At 56.7% G+C, this 17,257-nt stretch carries 19 protein-coding genes and 1 pseudogene; 8 read left to right on the plus strand and 12 right to left on the minus strand.

Translation table 11 applies throughout. The features are described from left to right. Positions 1-17: 17 nt before the first annotated feature. Positions 18-998: an AraC family transcriptional regulator gene (locus BLU63_RS30245; RefSeq protein WP_231990924.1), complete on the plus strand. Its 981-nt coding sequence runs from the start codon at positions 18-20 to the stop codon at positions 996-998. Between the two features lie 80 nt (positions 999-1,078). Here the strand turns inward: BLU63_RS30245 and BLU63_RS30250 are convergent, their stop codons facing one another. Next, positions 1,079-1,375 carry a hypothetical protein gene (locus BLU63_RS30250; protein WP_176580846.1) on the minus strand — a complete coding sequence of 99 codons (297 nt, stop codon included), beginning with the start codon at positions 1,373-1,375 and terminating at the stop codon, positions 1,079-1,081. A 180-nt stretch (positions 1,376-1,555) separates the two neighbouring features. Continuing rightward, positions 1,556-1,810: pseudogene (locus BLU63_RS30255) on the minus strand (malate:quinone oxidoreductase); the annotation flags it as partial. Between the two features lie 126 nt (positions 1,811-1,936). On the opposite strand from BLU63_RS30255, the gene BLU63_RS30260 reads away from it, so the two are divergent. From BLU63_RS30260 to BLU63_RS30270, 3 genes are read left to right on the plus strand one after another with little or no spacing between them, the layout of a single operon-like run. Next, complete coding sequence (locus BLU63_RS30260) at positions 1,937-2,467, plus strand: PAAR domain-containing protein (RefSeq protein ID WP_077750538.1); 531 nt, start codon at positions 1,937-1,939, stop codon at positions 2,465-2,467. Further along, positions 2,464-3,357, plus strand: a complete 894-nt coding sequence (locus BLU63_RS30265; RefSeq protein ID WP_224795517.1) for a glycine zipper family protein — start codon at positions 2,464-2,466, stop codon at positions 3,355-3,357. The genes BLU63_RS30260 and BLU63_RS30265 overlap by 4 nt, the downstream gene beginning before the upstream one ends. Positions 3,358-3,366: 9 nt before the next feature. Next, entirely contained in the window at positions 3,367-3,990 is a 624-nt protein-coding gene (locus BLU63_RS30270; protein ID WP_083377014.1) for a hypothetical protein, read from the plus strand. Between the two features lie 165 nt (positions 3,991-4,155). On the opposite strand, the gene mqo is transcribed toward BLU63_RS30270, so the two are convergent. The 3 genes from mqo to BLU63_RS30285 all read right to left on the minus strand — a co-directional run bounded on the left by mqo (position 4,156) and on the right by BLU63_RS30285 (position 7,496). After that, positions 4,156-5,808, minus strand: a complete 1,653-nt coding sequence (gene mqo / locus BLU63_RS30275; RefSeq protein ID WP_083377015.1) for a malate dehydrogenase (quinone) — start codon at positions 5,806-5,808, stop codon at positions 4,156-4,158. A gap of 317 nt (positions 5,809-6,125) precedes the next feature. Next, the gene (locus tag BLU63_RS30280; protein ID WP_083377016.1) at positions 6,126-6,836 is read right to left on the minus strand and encodes a GNAT family N-acetyltransferase; all 711 of its coding nucleotides are present in this window, start codon (positions 6,834-6,836) and stop codon (positions 6,126-6,128) included. 24 nt (positions 6,837-6,860) lie between these two features. Beyond that, on the minus strand, positions 6,861-7,496 hold the full coding sequence (locus BLU63_RS30285) for a TetR/AcrR family transcriptional regulator (protein WP_083377017.1): 636 nt from the start codon (positions 7,494-7,496) through the stop codon (positions 6,861-6,863). Positions 7,497-7,658: 162 nt separating this feature from the next. Between BLU63_RS30285 and BLU63_RS30290 the strand changes: the two genes are divergently transcribed. After that, positions 7,659-8,099 (plus strand): hotdog fold domain-containing protein, encoded by a 441-nt coding sequence (locus tag BLU63_RS30290; protein WP_083377018.1) that lies wholly within the window; start codon positions 7,659-7,661, stop codon positions 8,097-8,099. Positions 8,100-8,204: 105 nt separating this feature from the next. On the opposite strand, the gene BLU63_RS30295 is transcribed toward BLU63_RS30290, so the two are convergent. Continuing rightward, entirely contained in the window at positions 8,205-9,332 is a 1,128-nt protein-coding gene (locus BLU63_RS30295) for a GGDEF domain-containing protein (RefSeq protein WP_083377323.1), read from the minus strand. Between the two features lie 297 nt (positions 9,333-9,629). Between BLU63_RS30295 and BLU63_RS30300 the strand changes: the two genes are divergently transcribed. Next, positions 9,630-10,073 (plus strand): hypothetical protein, encoded by a 444-nt coding sequence (locus BLU63_RS30300; RefSeq protein ID WP_042932138.1) that lies wholly within the window; start codon positions 9,630-9,632, stop codon positions 10,071-10,073. Positions 10,074-10,086: 13 nt separating this feature from the next. On the opposite strand, the gene BLU63_RS30305 is transcribed toward BLU63_RS30300, so the two are convergent. After that, positions 10,087-10,656 (minus strand): YceI family protein, encoded by a 570-nt coding sequence (locus BLU63_RS30305; RefSeq protein WP_083377019.1) that lies wholly within the window; start codon positions 10,654-10,656, stop codon positions 10,087-10,089. Positions 10,657-10,835: 179 nt separating this feature from the next. On the opposite strand from BLU63_RS30305, the gene BLU63_RS30310 reads away from it, so the two are divergent. Next, positions 10,836-11,582 (plus strand): SDR family oxidoreductase, encoded by a 747-nt coding sequence (locus BLU63_RS30310; RefSeq protein ID WP_010459367.1) that lies wholly within the window; start codon positions 10,836-10,838, stop codon positions 11,580-11,582. Between the two features lie 39 nt (positions 11,583-11,621). Here BLU63_RS30310 and BLU63_RS30315 read toward each other — a convergent pair whose 3' ends face one another. The 5 genes from BLU63_RS30315 to BLU63_RS30335 form a co-directional block, all read right to left on the minus strand. Beyond that, positions 11,622-12,113 carry a DUF2269 family protein gene (locus BLU63_RS30315; RefSeq protein ID WP_010459366.1) on the minus strand — a complete coding sequence of 164 codons (492 nt, stop codon included), beginning with the start codon at positions 12,111-12,113 and terminating at the stop codon, positions 11,622-11,624. A gap of 2 nt (positions 12,114-12,115) precedes the next feature. Then, positions 12,116-13,243, minus strand: coding sequence for a saccharopine dehydrogenase NADP-binding domain-containing protein (locus BLU63_RS30320; RefSeq protein WP_083377020.1), 1,128 nt, complete (start codon positions 13,241-13,243; stop codon positions 12,116-12,118). Positions 13,244-13,513: 270 nt separating this feature from the next. Further along, positions 13,514-14,161, minus strand: coding sequence for a hypothetical protein (locus tag BLU63_RS30325; RefSeq protein WP_042932140.1), 648 nt, complete (start codon positions 14,159-14,161; stop codon positions 13,514-13,516). A gap of 562 nt (positions 14,162-14,723) precedes the next feature. After that, positions 14,724-16,067, minus strand: a complete 1,344-nt coding sequence (locus tag BLU63_RS30330; protein ID WP_083377021.1) for a sensor histidine kinase — start codon at positions 16,065-16,067, stop codon at positions 14,724-14,726. Further along, positions 16,064-16,723, minus strand: coding sequence for a response regulator transcription factor (locus tag BLU63_RS30335; RefSeq protein WP_010459359.1), 660 nt, complete (start codon positions 16,721-16,723; stop codon positions 16,064-16,066). The genes BLU63_RS30330 and BLU63_RS30335 overlap by 4 nt, the downstream gene beginning before the upstream one ends. A gap of 132 nt (positions 16,724-16,855) precedes the next feature. Here BLU63_RS30335 and BLU63_RS30340 point away from each other — a divergent pair, with 132 nt between their 5' ends. Next, a complete protein-coding gene (locus tag BLU63_RS30340; protein WP_083377022.1) occupies positions 16,856-17,179 on the plus strand; it encodes a PepSY domain-containing protein in 324 nt (107 codons plus the stop codon). Positions 17,180-17,257 lie beyond the last annotated feature (78 nt).

Below are 17,257 nucleotides of genomic sequence, written 5' to 3' on the forward strand. Positions count from 1 at the left end.
CCCTCGCAGGTATCGAAGTGCTCGATTCTTCACTAAGCTCGCTGGACGAAACAGCTCAAGAAACCCGGTTTTCTATCGTGATCATCCAAAATTCAGTTTCTGATCCCTTGTCCGAAGTCCTGGCGCTGTCAGGACTGCGTGCCGCCTGCTCCGTGCGATTGCAGGCAGGCGGCACTTGGGCATTACAGTTCCGGCCCATCGAATTGAAATTCAATGTCGTGCGACGAGGCGAGTGCTGGTTGCGCATGGACGGCATGGCGCCTTGTCATCTGAGGGCTGGCGACTGTTTTGTCGTTGCTCGTACGCCGTTCGTTCTGGCCAGCGGGCCGGATGTGGAGGCGATAAATGCCTCCGATGTGTTTTCCCATGCGGGGGCGTCGGCAATGTTCGGCGTGGGTGACGATGTCGAGTTGCTGGGCGGCAGCGTTTCACTTGTCGGTCCTGCGGCGATGGAGTTGCTCGATGCATTGCCGCCTGCACTCATCATCCGCGCCGGGTCCGGAGGCGCATCGTCGTTTGGCTGGCTGCTGGATGAACTGGATCGTGAGTGGCAATCGAATCAAGCTGGCGCGCATGCAATGTGCAACGATCTACTGCGGCTGATCTTCATTCACGTGCTTCGCCATCGCATCACCGCCGCCGACGCTACTGATTTGAATTGGCTGGGAGGACTTCGAGATCCGGTCATCGCCAAGGTGTTGCGTGCCATTCATGGCGCACCCGAAAAATCTTTGAGGCTGGCTGAAATGGCGGATATGGCTTGCATGTCCCGCTCTGGCTTTACTGCATTATTCAAGACGCGCGTGGGGCAGTCGCCCGGCGAATATGTCACGCGATGGCGCATGCAAGTGGCGGCGTCGAGGTTGCGCGATGGCACGGACAACGTCGCTACCGTTGCCGCTTCGCTGGGTTATCTGTCGGATGCTGCCTTTGGAGTCGCGTTCCGCCGTGTTCACGGAAAATCGCCCGGACAATATCGACGCGAAGCACTGCGATAACCGGGTATTGAGGTGGGCCAGGCTTGCTCGCAATTTGGCCTGAGGAAGCTAGGGCGTAACGCCCTAGCAGATCGCAGAGGTCACTTTTTCTTTTTCGCCGGCTTTTCTGCCTTGTCTGATTTCTTAGCCTTGTCTGGCTTGCTATCAGCTTTTTTTGCAGATTTCTTCGGTTCGGCATCTTTTTTCTTGTCTTTCTTTTCGGAAGATTTCGAAAGAGCCGAGGCCGCAGCTGATTTCTTTGCCTTCGATGACTTTTTGTCTTTCAAATCCTTGCTGGCGTTCGAAGCATCACCTTTGCTTTTCTTCTCGTCTTTAGCCACGTTGACCACCTCTCGGAAAATGCCGGTATTGGCACATTGCCTTTGCGATTCGTTCACAAGCTAATCATTAGGCGAGCGCGTCCAAAGGCGGTTCAAAATTTTTGATGCGTTGAGACAGGCTTTGGATGAAGCACCGAGATGTGAGCCCAGATGAATCTACCCCCTCGAAAACCACTCCCCACAAAAAAGCCCACTGACCGTCTCCGATCAGTGGGCTTTCTCTGATTACGCTTCTACTTACAAAGCCATATCACTGGCAGCATTAGCCTTCGGCGCTTTCGCCTTATCAGCATCAGCCGGAGCAGCAGCCGGAGCCGCTACCTGACCAATCGCTGGCGGCGGCGTCAGTTGCAGCACCTTGGCGGTGTAAGCCCACTCCTGCGCAACCTTCTCAGGGCTGCCGTTCAGCTGAGTGCCATAGCTCGGCACGATCTGATGCAGCTTTTCCTGCCAGGCAGGCGAAGCCACCTTGTCCTTGAACACTTTCTGTAGGTGCCAGTCTTCGGCTTTGGCGTTCGGGAAGTATTGGTCGTGAATGGGCTAAAAAGGATGGCCATGGTTGTCAGCGGATTCTTTGTGTGACAATCCTCCACTTCATATTTTACAAGGACGTTCAAAATGGCTGGAAAACCTGCTGCCCGAGTTACGGATCCTACAAGCTGTCCGCTACCCGGCCACGGAGTAAACCCCATCGCCGCGGGATCTCCCGACGTATTCTTTGACGGGTTGGCTGCTGCTCGCCAAGACGACAAAAGTACGTGCGGCAGCCCCATTGTAGGAGAGGTCGCTTCTACCGTTCTTATAAACGGTAAACCCGCCGCAACGGTCGGCAGTGTTGGTGCCCACGGCAATAACGTGGTGAGTGGCTCCGGAACGGTGATCATTGGCAACGTCCACTCGCCTGCGGACTTCGTCCCGCCCTTACCTATGCCGTTGTGGTTGCAGCCATTCAATGAGCAGTTTCGTATTCTCGGGAGCGACGGCCAGCCTCTTGCCTATGTGCCGTATCACATCAAAGATGAAGCAGGCCGGGTTTACACCGGCTTTTCTGACGAGTCAGGACATACGCCACGAATCACAACCAAAAAACAGGAAACGCTGGAAATCACCACAGGTGTTGCCGCGCTCGAAAAGTGGGGCGATGCATGACTGAGTTTTCTTGTAAAGTCCCTACAAATCAACAGGCCGGGTCGGTTAGCAATGTGCCTGGCTATTCAATGCCTGCCAACATTCACTTGTTCGTTGTCGTCGATGAAATAGGTAAAGATGGCTTTCTAGTTCGCAAAATCTACTCCTCACCAGATAATCCTCACCTTGTCGCAAAGAACCTCCCCGCGTTTCAAATCAAGCACGAGGTATGGCCGGAAAAATTTGGCATGATACCTATAGACCCGAAATCCAACGCCACGGTAGCGGAGCACGTATTTAGCAGCAGAAAATATCCGTCCAGCTATCTATCTACCAGCTCTGAATTTCCAAACGGGTCGCCGCGATTCGAGGGCAAGACCGTTTACATTGATATAGAAAAAGCAAAAGCAGCAGGTGCAAAGCTTGTATCCACCGAAGAGATATTAAAGTCACTCGACGAATACAAAAAAGTCGCCCCAAAGAAAGTCGTCCAGATAGACCAAATCGCAGATTGGGTTAAGAATATAGACAAAGAAGTACTGGTTCAGGCTGAAAAAGTACCGGCCAAAGCAGTCTTTACCCCAAGTTCCTACAAAGCAACAAACATGTTGATTAAGGGAGCGAGAGTTGTAAGGGTTTTTGCCATCGGTTTTACCGCCTATGACTTGAAGTTGGCTACAGATGAGTCAATCAAGCAAAATAGCGTCAAACCGATCTCGGTCGAAGTAGTCAAGCAAGCTGGAGGTTGGGGGGCCGCAATCGCGGGAGGACGGATTGGCCTGGCGGTAGGTGCTGCTGTTGGTATAGAAACGGGCCCAGGAGCAATTGTCAGTGCTGCTGTTGGTGGAATTATCTTCGGTACGGCGGGTTATTTGGGTGCAACCTGGCTTACTGATTACGTACAAGACTGAGGTCTGGTGATGAGTTTTTTTAGTCGTTTCAAATCCTTCATGAAGCAAGAACCAGAAGAGCAAATTGCTGGATATTCCATTTCAGAGCTAAGAACCATTTTCGCTGATCCTTCAACAAGCGAAATTAGTCGGCTGCCCTACTACCCCAAAACATCATCTTTAGAAGGACTGGGTATTCCAGCCTTTTATTCTTCATTTTTAATTGAGCACGCAGACACTCATAAATTTCTGGCGTTCGTCGAAGCAAATTTTAAATACACATCTGAAAAAACATTTAATGAGCTACCTGCAAAGCACTATGTTAACGATGAAAAAAACGAGCAATTAGTATTTTTTACTTCCACAAGGGAGTTCAACTCAACAACTGTTCGAATGGTTACGAACAGCATCGATTTCATGAATGTTATTTTGCGCGAGAATTTTGCCCCTCCTCCCCCATGGATAGCGTTTGAAGGGTACAACCCTTCCTGGTGGGGTGGAGAGATGCAAGGTGCTCAAGGGTACTACAACGACAATTACTTCATTCCCTTCCTCACTCAATTGAGTGACCTGGAAAGAATGAAGTATTACGCAAGATTTGGCGCTACAAACGAGTGGATAGAACGCTTGGAATTGATGTACCGCTCTGAATGAGCATGGCCTGAACGGGTCTGCTCCGCAGCCCACCGGGAGCAAGCTCCCTCGCCACAGAGGCGGTGTCAGTCTTGGATATTACGGGCCAGCAAGTGCTGAGTTTGAAGCACAAAAAAGCCCACTGACCGTCTCCGGTCAGTGGGCTTTCTCTGATTACGCTTCTACTTACAAAGCCATATCACTGGCAGCATTAGCCTTCGGCGCTTTCGCCTTATCAGCATCAGCCGGAGCAGCAGCCGGAGCCGCTACCTGACCAATCGCCGGTGGCGGAGTCAGTTGCAGCACCTTGGCAGTGTAAGCCCACTCCTGCGCAACCTTCTCAGGGCTGCCGTTCAGCTGAGTGCCATAGCTCGGCACGATCTGATGCAGCTTTTCCTGCCAGGCAGGCGAAGCGACCTTGTCCTTGAACACTTTCTGCAGCACGGTCAGCATGATCGGTGCAGCCGTCGAGGCGCCCGGCGATGCGCCCAGCAGGCCGGCAATGGTGCCGTCTTGCGATGCAACGATCTCGGTGCCCAGCTTCAGCACGCCACCCGCTGCTTCATCACGCTTGATGATTTGCACGCGTTGGCCGGCTTGCCACAGGCGCCAGTCTTCGGCTTTGGCGTTCGGGAAGTATTCTTTCAGGGCGTTGAGGCGGTCTTCGTCAGACAGCATCAGTTGGCCGGCGAGGTACTCGACCAGCGGGTATTCCTTGATGCCGACTTTGGTCATTGGCCACACGTTGTGCGTGGTGGTGGTGGTCAGCAGGTCCAGGTACGAGCCTTCCTTCAGGAACTTGGTGCTGAAGGTCGCGAATGGGCCAAACAGAATGACGCGCTTGCCGTCCAGGACACGGGTGTCCAGGTGCGGAACCGACATTGGCGGTGCGCCAACGGAGGCTTTGCCGTAGGCCTTGGCCAGGTGTTGTTCGGCCAGGGTCGGGTTTTCGGTGACGAGGAACGAGCCGCCTACCGGGAAGCCTGCGTATTCCTTGGCTTCAGGAATACCGGACTTCTGCAGCAGGTGCAGTGCACCGCCGCCCGCGCCGATGAACACGAACTTGGCGTCGGTTTCGGACTGGGTGCCGTCTTTCAGGTTTTTGTAGCTGACGCGCCAGGTGCCGTCGTCGTTCTTGGTGATGTCTTGCACTTCGCTAGACAGTTTCAAGTCGAACTTCGGTGTGGTTTGCAGGTGCGCGACGAACTGGCGGGTGATTTCGCCAAAGTTGACGTCGGTGCCGATCGGGCTCCAGGTGGCCGCGATTTTCTGGTTCGGGTCGCGCCCTTCCATCATCAGCGGAACCCACTTCTTGATCACAGCCGGGTCTTCGGAGTACTGCATGCCGGCGAACAGCGGGCTCGCTTGCAGGGCTTCGTAGCGCTTCTTCAGGAACTTGATGTTGTCATCGCCCCACACAAAGCTCATGTGCGGCGTGGAGTTGATGAACGAACGCGGGTTTTTCAGCACGCCTTGCTGAACCTGCCAGGCCCAGAACTGACGGGAGATCTGGAACGCTTCGTTGATTTCAACGGCTTTCGGGATCTGTACGTTGCCCTTGTCGTCTTCCGGGGTGTAGTTCAACTCGGCCAGGGCGGAGTGACCGGTACCGGCGTTGTTCCAGCCGTTGGAGCTCTCCAGGGCGACGCCGTCGAGGCGCTCGATCATTTCCATCGAAGTGCCAGGTTCCAGCTCGTTGAGCCAGACACCCAGGGTCGCGCTCATGATGCCGCCGCCGATCAGCAGTACATCGACTTTCTTTGCCTCTGCCGCGTGAACGGACGTGATCCCCATCGACAAAGCCAGCCCCAGCAGGGCCGTGTTCATTTTCTTAAACATCTGTAGCACCTATGATAAAACGCCATCCGCCCTTCCATTCCCGCTCACGGCCCCTTGGTTCACGACATTCAGGCAGGACGTCGTGGGTGCTCGTACACAAGAATCGAAGGGTGGGCACACAAGGCCGACTGTCTGCATCGACCTCAATTTATATGTCCCTACTGAACTGACTTTTTATCATTATTGGCTTCAGCTACTTGAGCGACATTGATCCTGTCGGCACGTCTCAAGGACGGGCCAACTGAATAGGTCAAACCAAGTTGGCGCGCAGAATATCATGGCAGGACGACCACGCGCTCCCAAAAGGACTTATGAGTCTAGTCCAGACGGGGCTCGTTCGCCGCGTCCCGGCCCAAACGATTCAGCACAAACACCTTGGCGTTGTGGGTCATTTGGTCCAGATGCCGGTCGCGTTGCTTTTCGGCATCGACCATCGCGCGCTTTCCGTGTTTTTGCAGCAAGTAGTTATGTATCTGCCGAACCTCTAGAGAACTGTAGATAAATGTGACATCCAACAGTCCCATCAAGCCTTCGCTGCTGTGGTCGCGGGTGTTCATCAGCACCTGCGTGCCGCGCACGCCCAGCACCTGAAAACCCATCGACTCGAACCACGGCACCTTGGCCACGGTGCAGGTCAGTTCGGCGTGGGGGTAGCGGCTGATCATGTCTTGCAACATGGTCCGCGCGACGCCTCGGCGGCGATGACCCGAGTCAACGGCCATGTAGGCCACGCCGCAGGCTTCGGGATCGTCCTTGACCGGCAGGTACAGCAGAAAGCCGATGACCTTTTCAGGGTCTTCATCGTCGGTGGCGACGATCAACTCGACCGCAATGCCCTTGGACCCGCCGAGGGCTTCCAGGTACAGATGCACTTCGTAACCGACCGCGTACTGATACACGTTGTACAGCGGGTTGCTCGGCGCGATGCCGACCATGCTGATGTCGGTCAGGTTGTCGACGACCATCTGCAGGATCTGGCTGTTGATGTGCTCCGGGCACGGGGCGTCGAAGTGGGTGAGTTCGGACATTGAAATTCTGACTCCGGGATCGCTTTACTGGGTTTCGGCGGGGCTATTGTCACAGATTGATCGCCACGCCGCTTCTGCCAGCAATTCCCGGTAGGCCTTCGGACTGGCGACCACCCTCCCCGACAACCATGCCCGGCAGTAACTGTCCGCCTGGCCGATGATCAGCGACGGCAGCAATTCGGCCGGAAACGCGCGCAATTCATCGCGTCGGCCGGGCTCTGCCAGCCATTGGCCGAGTGTCTGGTTACGGATTTTGTTGCGAGTGGCCAGTTCTTCCTTGAACGGCCCTTTGGTGACGGCAAATCGCGCGTGGTACTGGAAACGCGCCCAGTCGGGTTGGCTGTCGACCCAATCGACGTAACTGTGGACCAGCGCGTGCACGCCCTCTTCGGTCGTCTGTGCCTCGGCGAGGTAGCTGTCGCGAAGCAGTGCCTGGTCATCCAGCGCCGTAAAAAACAACGCGGCCACCAGGCCTTCCTTGTTGCCGAAATGATGGTAGATCGCGCCGACGCTGGTATCGCATTCGGCGCGGATCATTTCGATGGTCGTGGCTTCGAGCCCTTGTTCGTTGAACAGGGCCAAGGCTTTTCTGAAGATGTCGCGCTTGAGTTCGGCTCTTCTGCCGGGGTAGCTGCGCTCGAGTAGATCTGCGGTTTCCATGCGGGATACAGGCCAGAAAATTCATGACAAGGCAGGCGGCTGCCGGTGAGAAAGCTGCGCTAGGTTGACAGATTTAATCGCAACAGAATACTGTTCCGTCACAGAATATTGTTCTGTTACAGAACAGTATTCTGTAAAACCATCCCTCAGCGAGGCTTCAAAATGAGTCAGTTTCTCAGCATGTTCAACAGCGCCGGCCCGGAAGCATTCAGCAAAATGGCCTGCCAGGTGGCCCCCTACTTCAGCACCATCAAGCCGCTGATCTCGGCGTTGCGCCCGGGTCATGCCACGGTGCAGGTGCCGTTCAGCAAGGAGATCACCAACCACTTGGGCTCGGTTCATGCGATTGCGATGTGCAACGCCGCCGAACTGGCGGCAGGGACGATGACCGACGTGTCCATTCCCGCCGGTGCGCGCTGGATTCCGAAAGGGATGACGGTCGAGTACCTGGCCAAGGCCAAGAGCGATGTGACGGCGGTGGCCGATGGCGAGGCGGTGGATTGGCAGACGGAGGGCGACAAGATCGTGCCGGTGGATATTCATGATGCCGAAGGCAAGAAGGTGTTCACGGCGCGCATCACCATGAATGTGAAGCTCGCTTAAACGCCCACCTGCCTGTAGCAGCCAGCGTCCGGCTGCTACAACAATTGCGCAACCCGCCAATCGCGTGAATGCTTTCAAGCAGGGCCGAAAAACCTTTCTACCTCCCTACTCCGAAACAGCTACCTGATTACGCCCACGCGCCTTGGCTCGATACAGCGCTTTATCCGCGTTATTCAGCAAACTTTGAAAATCGTTGTCGCCGATGTCCATCGCTGCCACACCGAGGCTGGCCGATATACGGTGAACCGGTCCGGTCATCAATCCACCGATCGACTGGATAAGTTGCTCGGCGATGTTAAGGGCGACTTCAATGGAAGTATCCGGGAGCAGGATCGCGAACTCTTCACCGCCGAGCCTGCCGAAGACATCCGTGTCGCGGAAGGACCGGTTGATGATCACGCCCATTTGCCGCAACACCTGATCCCCGACCTGATGACCGTAGGTGTCATTGATGTGCTTGAAGTGATCCATGTCCAGCATCACCGCGCACAACGGTAACCGGTTGTGTTGGCAGTCATGGAACAGTTGCTGGGCATGCTCGAAAAAAGCGCGGCGATTTTTCAGGCCGGTGAGTTCATCGGTCTGTGCGGCGTAAGTGGCAATGCGATGGGCGCGTTCCATTTCGCGGGTTAGCAGGAAGGCGGTTTCCAGGGCTTCGGCCAGTTTGCGTGTCGCGCTGGCCACGAATGAGGCGAACACAATCACGGCCAGCGCCATGCCGACCTGAATCGCTGACGATTGAAACAGCAGCCAGAGCGTACACGGCAACAACACAAGGCCAATCGACGCCAGCGTCATGTATCGATACGCCGAATAACACGACACCGCGCTGACCGACATGCCGACGGCAAAAAGCATGACCAGTGCCTGGGCCAACAGGTCGTTTGCCGGCATGACCGCAAATGCACCCGCCCCCCAGATACCGGCGGACAACACCAGCGTGAACCCGTATTTCCTCTCCCAGCGTTGCGGGGTGCGCTCACTGTCCGGGCAGCGAAACCAGGCCACGAACATCAGGAGGCGCAGCAACGACGACGCTGTCAGCAGCCCTATCCAGGTGAAAAGGACGGAGTGATCAAAACGCTCCCAGCACAGCCCGCACAGCATGATCGCGGCTAGAAAACTGCCGAAAATCGCAGGGAATGACTGGTGGAAAAGCTGATGCAATCGATCACTGCGCACCTGCGCTGCGATGAAAGCATCCTGGTCGTGCCGAAATCCTGGGCCACCCATTTGATCCGCCTGATCATGATGCTGCGACAAAAAAAGCGATTGTGGCATCCTGCCACCTAGGCAAACAAACAATTACGACTCGTGGGTACCCGCACATTCACGGCAATGCGCCCTTAAAGCCTCTGTGACAATCGTCAGAAAAGTAATAGCACAAAGTGAGCTATCCCTAGGCATCGAGCCAAATGACATTGCGCCAGCAACGTACAACGCGTTCGTCCTGCTACGCTTTTGAAGCCTCCAATGGAATCGGGCGATAGTGACTCATACGGATCCACTTGACTGTTGAGGTTGCGCAATGTGAGAGCCCAACTTATCAGCGCCGTCATTACCCTGACCATGATCGGAGTGACGACGTATGGGTTTATAGAATGGAACACTGGCGAACGCGCGCGCCGGGATGCAGTGTGCAAGGCAGCTCGACAGCACAAGGAAGAGGTGGAAATTCGAGCACGAGCGATGGCTGCCGGGCTGTCTGTCGATGCTTACGCCGAAGCCGAGAAAGCCGAAGTCGGCAAATTGGTCAGCTCCCTGGATACCGCGAAGAATGATGCCGAGGTTGAAGCTGTCATAGACGCACACGCTGCCGAGTTGCAGGCGCAGGACGCCGCCACCGACGCGGAGCTGAAAAACCAGGGGAGCCAGCAATTCCTCGAACAGAAGTTCAAGGAACAGCGGATCACCACGGACATCAAGCAGGAAATTGAACGGGCCGAGAAGGCCGTGGCGGATGCTTGCCGTTAGACCCCACTGACCGCTACCGCTGCGGCGCAACCATCCGAAACCGGATAATGATGTCGTCGGAAACAACCGTGTCGCCCCATTCACCCTCGCCGACCTTGAAGTCGCTACGCTTGAGCGTTAGCTGGCCATCGAAGATCCCGATGGCCTCCTCCTCTTTCAGGAGGACCGGAACAGTCACCTCACGGGTGACGCCCCTCAGCGTCAGTTTGCCGGTGATCGAATAGCGGTGGTCACCCAGCGCGTTCACGGCGGTCGATTCAAACGTCGCCTCGGGATACTTCTGCGTGTCGAACCAGGCGGGCCTTTGCAGTTCGGTGTTGGCGTCTTCGCTACCGGCATCGATGCTGCCGAGCTGGATGGTCAGCGCGGCACGGCCCTCCTCGGGGTTGTCCGTGTCGAAGTCGAGTGTGGCCTTGAACGTGTCAAACGTGCCGTACACCCGCGAGCTGAACTGGTTGTACGTAAAGGAGATCGTGCTGGCGGTTTCATTCACTTGCGTGTATTCGGCCGCTTCGGCACCTGGAGAAAAGCCGAAGGCAAGCGCAGCAGCCAGTACGGAAAACGACGGGAATCGAGTGTTCATGGGGCGCTCCAGTCGTGGCACACGCTGGCCAGACAGGTGGACTAAAGCAAAGAACCACCGTTTATTCCACCAGGCATTGAGACTTCCGACCTCCTGTCGGCAACGTGCACCAGCGCCCGATACGGCCACCTGCACAGGTGTTTAATGATTCAAGCACTCACCGCTTCGGGAGACAGGACATGAAAATCGTCGTCATCGGTGGCACCGGGCTGATCGGCAGCAAGCTCTGCCAGAACCTGCAGGATCTGGGGCATGAAGCCTTGGCGGCGTCGCCAAGCACCGGCGTCAATGTCATCAGTGGCGAGGGGCTGACGCAGGCGTTGAAAGGTGCGGATGTGGTGGTCGACGTGTCGAACTCGCCTTCGTTCGAGGACCACGCGGCGTTGCACTTCTTCGAAACCGCCGGGCACAACCTGATCGCGGCGGAGAAAATCGACGGCGTCAAACACCATGTTGCGCTGTCGGTGGTCGGCACCGAGCGGATGCTCGATAGCGGTTACTTCCGGGCGAAAATGGCCCAGGAAAAACTCATCAAGAAGTCGGGCATTCCCTACACCATTGTGCGGGCCACGCAGTTCTTCGAATTTATCCATGCCATTGCTCACTCCGGGCGCGAGGAAGGCGACACCATTCACTTGACGTCCGCCGCGCTGCAACCGGTAGCCTCGGCCGATGTGGCGGCGGCACTGACGGACATCGCGTTGAAAGCACCGATCAATCAGACGGTCGAAGTGGCCGGCCCTGAAAACCGCCCCCTCATCGAGTTCGCGAGCGACTATTTGAAGCACACCCGGGACCCGCGCCAGACCGTCGCGGACGACACGGTCCCTTACTTCGGTGCGCCGATCAATGACCAGTCGCTGACACCAGGTGCCAATCCCATTGTCGGCGCGACCCGGTTTCAGGAGTGGCTTGAGACCCACTAGGCGACAACGCCAGATCAAATATGAGGCGTGGCCGTTGCGCTAGGCCACCGCCTCGATCAACTGCATCGGCGTCATCTTCGTGACCATCATCATCACGATCACAAACATCCCCGCAAAACCCATCACGCCCATCCAGAACCACTTCTGGTAGACCGACCGGTATTGCGCGTCGAGCCCCTCGCCCGTCTCCACCGCGCTCAACGCCATCCCGTGCAGCCGCTTCTGCAGCACCAACACCGGCAGCCACAACGACCCCACGCACAGGAAAATGATCAACGAGGTCAGAATCCATTCAGTGCTCATGGGCAGCCCGGACACTTTCATCAGCAGGTAGCCGGAGACGATCTGAATGAAGCCTGCCGGGGTGGTAATCCAGGTGTCGAAGCGCACCACCATTCTGGCGACGTGCGCGATCACTTGCGGGTTGGCTGTGCGACTGGCCGCGATCAGATAGAGGTAGGAGCCCATACCGAACCCGAACAGGAAAATCGCGGCAATGACGTGCAGGTATTTCAGGCACAGATAGAGCATGCTCAGCCCTGCTCGTCAGAAAAGCGCACGGACAGCTGCAGATTGGCGGGGTCGTTGATCGCGGCCATGTACTCGTCGACGCTGATCTCGCCCACGCAGGGACGGGCGCCGGGTGCCGGCACGTAACCCGCGCCCCGTTTTGCTACCAGGGCGACAGCCGCGCAGCTCGGGATTTCAGGGCCCTTGTCATTGTGCGCCGTCAATTGCACGGTCATGGACAGCGGTTGCCCGTCAACGCCCTGCCCTTCGACGTCGATGTACATCGCACTCAAGCCATCACCGAATCGCTCAAACCACGTCCCCCAACGATGCAGCCTTGCCGCCCACGCCGCAGAGTCTCGCACCAGCCCGATTCTCAACGCCTCGGCGAGCACGTAGTTGACCACGCCACCGAGTTTCAGGCCCGAACCTGCCTTGAAACTCAAGGTATGGGCGCCGTAACGGGCCGCGAAGATATCCATGTCCGGCACATCGACATTGGACAGGACACGAGCCCCCAATTGCGGCATCTTGCGCAGGGTCAAATCCTGCCAGCCCGACACTTCGTGCACCTGGCCGTTCTTGAGCTGCTTGATTGGTTTGCCCGCATAGGCCAGCACCCCTTCGACGGTCGAGAGGCCGGGCATCTTGGCCGAGGAAGAAATGCCATGCGCGATCGAGTCGATACGTTTGAAGCGATATCGATAGTGGTCGATGAGCGCCGACGACAGCGTCGGCACCGAACTGCACCCACTGAGAACGGCCACGCCGGCCTGTTTTGCGCTCGCGTCGAGCACATCAATGCCATTGACGAAGGTGCGGCAGTCAGCCAGATCGCAGTAGTTCACGCCCGCGTCGATGCAGCTTTGCGCGACGGCATAGGATTGCCCCTGAAACGGGCCCCCGGTGTGCACGACCCACTGGATGCCCATCGCGCGCAGCGCGGAGCCGAACGCACTGCCCATGGCATCACCGCACCAACTTTCACAGACACGGCCGGACTGGGTTTTCAGTTCATTGACCTGGCGCTGCAACTTGTGTGAGTTACGACCGGAGACCACCAGCTCCACGTCTGGCATCGCAATTAAATGCCTGCAAACGATGCTGCCGAAATTTCCGTAGCCACCGACCACCATCACCCTGAGTGTCATTCAACGCTTTCCTTAACCATTGGATCATGTAGCCAACCCGCCCGGGACCGGGCGCGGCAAAGCTTTACTGATATCGAACGGACAGGCAAGCCGCGAAGCACCGCTAGCCATAAGCGAGCATCCATTCACCGTGCCCGCTTACAGTTACGCGCCAAGATGGCGGCAAAAAAAAAGCGACCTTCTCAGTGCAGGCCTATATTGCCTTGCACTAAGAAAGTCGCCACTGCCAGGCTTTAAAACAAGCCCGCCAGACTTACGCGCTGAACGGGCCTAGCACTGGCTCGCAACGGTCCGCGCAGAGAAAACGGCGTAGTCCTGTTGTTTGACTCGCTGAGTCAACACCAGCATGGTCAGGAAACCCAATGCGATCAGCACCGGATACGCCATCAACAGTTCGGAAAGCGAGTATTTCCAGGCCAACGGGCGACCGACGCCCAGCATGGCCGCGTACATCCACGACACCGCCGACAGCGAGCCGCAAAACAGCGCCAGCATCCGTGCGCTGAATCCGAGATCGAGCAAGGAGCCGGCCTTTTGCAAAGCGGGCAATACCAGGCGATGCAACAACATGCCGTTGTAGGTCAGCAACATGACAATAATGACTTTGGCTTGAAGTTTTGGGTTCATGAAGTAGTTCATACCTTTATCCAGGTAATCAATTCCCATGACAGCGATACCGGTTACCCATAACGCGATTAACGCAACCACCACCGACTTCTGCAGACTTTCCATGTGAGCATGATCATGCCCAGTGGACGTTTTCCGTTTCAATAAATCTTTAACCATTGCAATATCACTGGTCAACACCAGACCAATAGCCACGCAACACGACAATAAATGAACGTAAATAACGCCCAGCCGCAAAAATTCCATACATTCTTTGTTTTCCAACAGGCTCATAATTGTATTTATCGCCACGGTAAGTTCCCCACCTTATTCGATAGTACAGATCGGTTCTTCAACAGGGCATTTCGCTCTTCAAACCCTGTGCGATCTTACTTTTTATAAGATATGCCAAATCGTCGACCTGACACTGCTTAGCCCATTGAATTACCTGGCAATTCAATGACCGGCTTAGTTATTACCTCCTGAATTTCAGATAAAAAAATCCCCATTTGCATTCACTGCACATGAGGTTTTTTTCCACTTCTTTTTTACGACAGCATTAGCACGTCATGGTGACATGCTGAAGTATCAGAGGGCGAAGAGGCTAGAATGTTCATTTTTTGAGCAGACTACCGACAAACGGTTATTTCAGTCAAAGCAACTCACCCCGACGGTAAATCGGCAACTTCCCGGAAAGCCGCATGATAACTGGCCCGCGTAAATTAGATGAGCGCCAGATACTTCCATTGGATCCATTAGTTGTTGCATTACTTACGATAAGTGCCTGAGAGACCCGCGCTCATTTACTGTCCTCACTGCTGAAACAGTCGGACTTTTTAACGCAAGCGGATTTACGACAATGACCCGGCCGTTGTCAGTCTCCGATCACCGTCGCGAGCGGTAACCAGACGCACACTTCAAAACCCTCTTGTCGACCGGTTGCAGGAGAGACCAATTTCATACTCGCGTTGACCCCTTGGACAATGGTTTTGGCGATCGCCAGCCCTAATCCAGAACCGCTTATTTCACTGTGACCACGCACAAAACGCTCGGTCAGGTGCCGCAACACCGAGTCCGGCACCGCCGGGCCGCCATTGACTACCCGCAGTTGGGCCTGCTCGGTGAGGCTGACTTCGATCGGTTGATCGGTGGCGCCGTACTTCAGCGCGTTCTCGATCAGGTTGCGCAACAAGATGCCAAAGGCATCCGGGTCGATGTTCGAGTACACGCTGGCCTGCCCTGGCAAATGCAATTCAATGCGCTGACCGCTGCGCTGGTTCCACTCATCAACGCCATGGGCCAGCAACGGAATCAGGTCCTGAGGCGTTTCGGACAACAGCCCCCCGCCCTCGGCCTTGGCCAATTGCATGAGCTTTTCCGAAAGCCGCGCCAGCTCACGCAAGGCGTTTTCGATCTTCGCCGCCCGCACCCGCAACGGACCTTCGGGCGCCTCGTGGTGCAAGCGCTGGATCTGCGCCAGGGTCGCGGCCAGTGGCGTGCGCAGTTCATGGGCGCTGTTGGCGGTAAAACTGCGCTCGGCCTCCAGAGCCTTGCGCAAGCGCTCCAGCAGGTGGTTGACCGCCTCGGCCAACGGATCGATTTCTGCGGGCAGGCGGGCCACCTTGATCGGCGACAGATCCCCCACCCCACGCGCCTCGACCGCCCGACGATACGCCAACACACTGCGCAGGCTGATCCGCACGAACAACCAGGTGCCCAACAGGCTGACGGGAATCAGCGCCAACAGCGGCAACAACAAGGCAAACAAAGCCTCCCGCGCGGCTTCACGGCGATGACCCAGCGGCTCGGCGATCTCAATGAACAGCGTCTCGCGTAACGCACTGGCGCCATACAAGCGGTACTTTTCAGAAGTGGAAAATCCCTCGGTCGGCCGCTTACTGAAGATCTTCGGGTTGGCGTCGTGGGACTGCATCAGGATTTTGCCGCTGGCATCGCGCACCAGGTACGTCAGATATTCGTTGTGCATTTTCAACGTCGCAACGTGCTGCGCTTCACGGGGTTCCTCCCGGTTGCTGATTTCCAGCACGGCCAGCGGCAAGATCCGTTGCGCGGTCTCTTCCAGCGCACTGTCGAACGCTTCGTTCAACTCATGTTGCACCACCAGCCAGGCGCCGACAGTCGCGCCCAGCCACAGTAAGGTCATGCCCAGGGTCAGCCCCAGGCCGAGGCGTTTTTGCAGGCTCGAAGAAGACTTCATGCGGCCGCCAACCGGTAGCCCATGCCGCGCACGGTTTCAATCAGATCGCGCCCCAGTTTTTTACGCAGACGGCTGATGTACACCTCGATGGTATTGCTCTCGATTTCGGCACCGAAGGCATACAGCCGCTCTTCGAGCTGCGACTTGGACAACAACGCGCTGGGGCGCTGCACGAACGCTTCGAACAGCGCCCATTCCCGGGCCGTCAGGTCCACGGTGGTGCCGGCACGCTGCACGGTGCGGGCGCTCATGTCGACCTGCACATCACCAAGTCTGATCTGCGGATTGGGGTTGCCGCTGTAACGGCGGGCCACCGCCGCCACACGGGCCGAGAGTTCAAACAGGTCGAACGGTTTGACCAGGTAATCGTCGGCCCCGGCATTGAGGCCGGCGATGCGATCGGAAATCTGATCCTGGGCCGTCAGGATAATCACCGGGGTCACGTCCCCCGCCGAGCGCTGCTGACGCAAAAAATCCAGCCCGCGACCGTCCGGCAGCATCAAGTCCAGCAGGATCAGGTCGTAAGGCGTGGTGCGCACGCTGTTGCGCGCATGGTCCAGGCGCTGCACCCAATCGACGGCGTGACCGTCATCGGCGATCTGTTCGCGCACCGCTTCCCCCAGCCCTGGGGCGTCCTCGACCAATAAAACCCGCATCTGGCACCTCCTGTGGTGGTTGTCGTGCCGCACCTTAATCGCCTTACCTGACGTGAATCTGAAGATTCAGCTGGTTGTCAGGAATGCACCTTAGGGTATGCCACAGACGCCGACCTCGGCAGGAGACAGATCATGAAATCAGGTTTTATTGCCCATGCCGCGCTGTTGAGCCTGCTGCTTAGCGGTTTCGCCATGGCCGACGACGACTGCAGCGACCCGGTGAGCGACTGGCAACCCCGCGAGACTTTGCGACAGCAGGTCGAGCGGCAATACGGCTGGAGCGTGCAACGCATCAAGGTCGACGACGGTTGTTACGAACTCAAGGGGTTGGACCGCAAGGGCAACGCCATCGAAGCCAGCTACTCACCGGCCTCGCTGCGCCTGCGCATGCTCGAGATCCATTTCCGCGACGACGGCGATGCCAGGGATTATCTCGGCAGCCCGCTCACCGAATGACGCCTCACCCGTCGATGAGTTTTTCCTGCGATTCAGGTTGCTGTCAGCAAGCAGGTCCAGGCTCTCGACCTAACGATC

This window comes from Pseudomonas mandelii (assembly GCF_900106065.1).
Taxonomy (GTDB): domain Bacteria; phylum Pseudomonadota; class Gammaproteobacteria; order Pseudomonadales; family Pseudomonadaceae; genus Aquipseudomonas; species Aquipseudomonas mandelii.

Excerpts from the sequence above, each read along its gene's own strand:
- BLU63_RS30260 (WP_077750538.1), top strand. The coding sequence starts at position 1,937 with ATGGCTGGAAAACCTGCTGCCCGAGTTACGGATCCTACAAGCTGTCCG.
- BLU63_RS30265 (WP_224795517.1), top strand. The coding sequence starts at position 2,464 with ATGACTGAGTTTTCTTGTAAAGTCCCTACAAATCAACAGGCCGGGTCG.
- BLU63_RS30270 (WP_083377014.1), top strand. The coding sequence starts at position 3,367 with ATGAGTTTTTTTAGTCGTTTCAAATCCTTCATGAAGCAAGAACCAGAA.
- mqo (WP_083377015.1), bottom strand. The coding sequence starts at position 5,808 with ATGTTTAAGAAAATGAACACGGCCCTGCTGGGGCTGGCTTTGTCGATG.
- BLU63_RS30280 (WP_083377016.1), bottom strand. The coding sequence starts at position 6,836 with ATGTCCGAACTCACCCACTTCGACGCCCCGTGCCCGGAGCACATCAAC.
- BLU63_RS30285 (WP_083377017.1), bottom strand. The coding sequence starts at position 7,496 with ATGGAAACCGCAGATCTACTCGAGCGCAGCTACCCCGGCAGAAGAGCC.
- BLU63_RS30290 (WP_083377018.1), top strand. The coding sequence starts at position 7,659 with ATGAGTCAGTTTCTCAGCATGTTCAACAGCGCCGGCCCGGAAGCATTC.
- BLU63_RS30295 (WP_083377323.1), bottom strand. The coding sequence starts at position 9,332 with ATGGGTGGCCCAGGATTTCGGCACGACCAGGATGCTTTCATCGCAGCG.
- BLU63_RS30305 (WP_083377019.1), bottom strand. The coding sequence starts at position 10,656 with ATGAACACTCGATTCCCGTCGTTTTCCGTACTGGCTGCTGCGCTTGCC.
- BLU63_RS30310 (WP_010459367.1), top strand. The coding sequence starts at position 10,836 with ATGAAAATCGTCGTCATCGGTGGCACCGGGCTGATCGGCAGCAAGCTC.
- BLU63_RS30315 (WP_010459366.1), bottom strand. The coding sequence starts at position 12,113 with ATGCTCTATCTGTGCCTGAAATACCTGCACGTCATTGCCGCGATTTTC.
- BLU63_RS30320 (WP_083377020.1), bottom strand. The coding sequence starts at position 13,243 with ATGACACTCAGGGTGATGGTGGTCGGTGGCTACGGAAATTTCGGCAGC.
- BLU63_RS30330 (WP_083377021.1), bottom strand. The coding sequence starts at position 16,067 with ATGAAGTCTTCTTCGAGCCTGCAAAAACGCCTCGGCCTGGGGCTGACC.
- BLU63_RS30335 (WP_010459359.1), bottom strand. The coding sequence starts at position 16,723 with ATGCGGGTTTTATTGGTCGAGGACGCCCCAGGGCTGGGGGAAGCGGTG.
- BLU63_RS30340 (WP_083377022.1), top strand. The coding sequence starts at position 16,856 with ATGAAATCAGGTTTTATTGCCCATGCCGCGCTGTTGAGCCTGCTGCTT.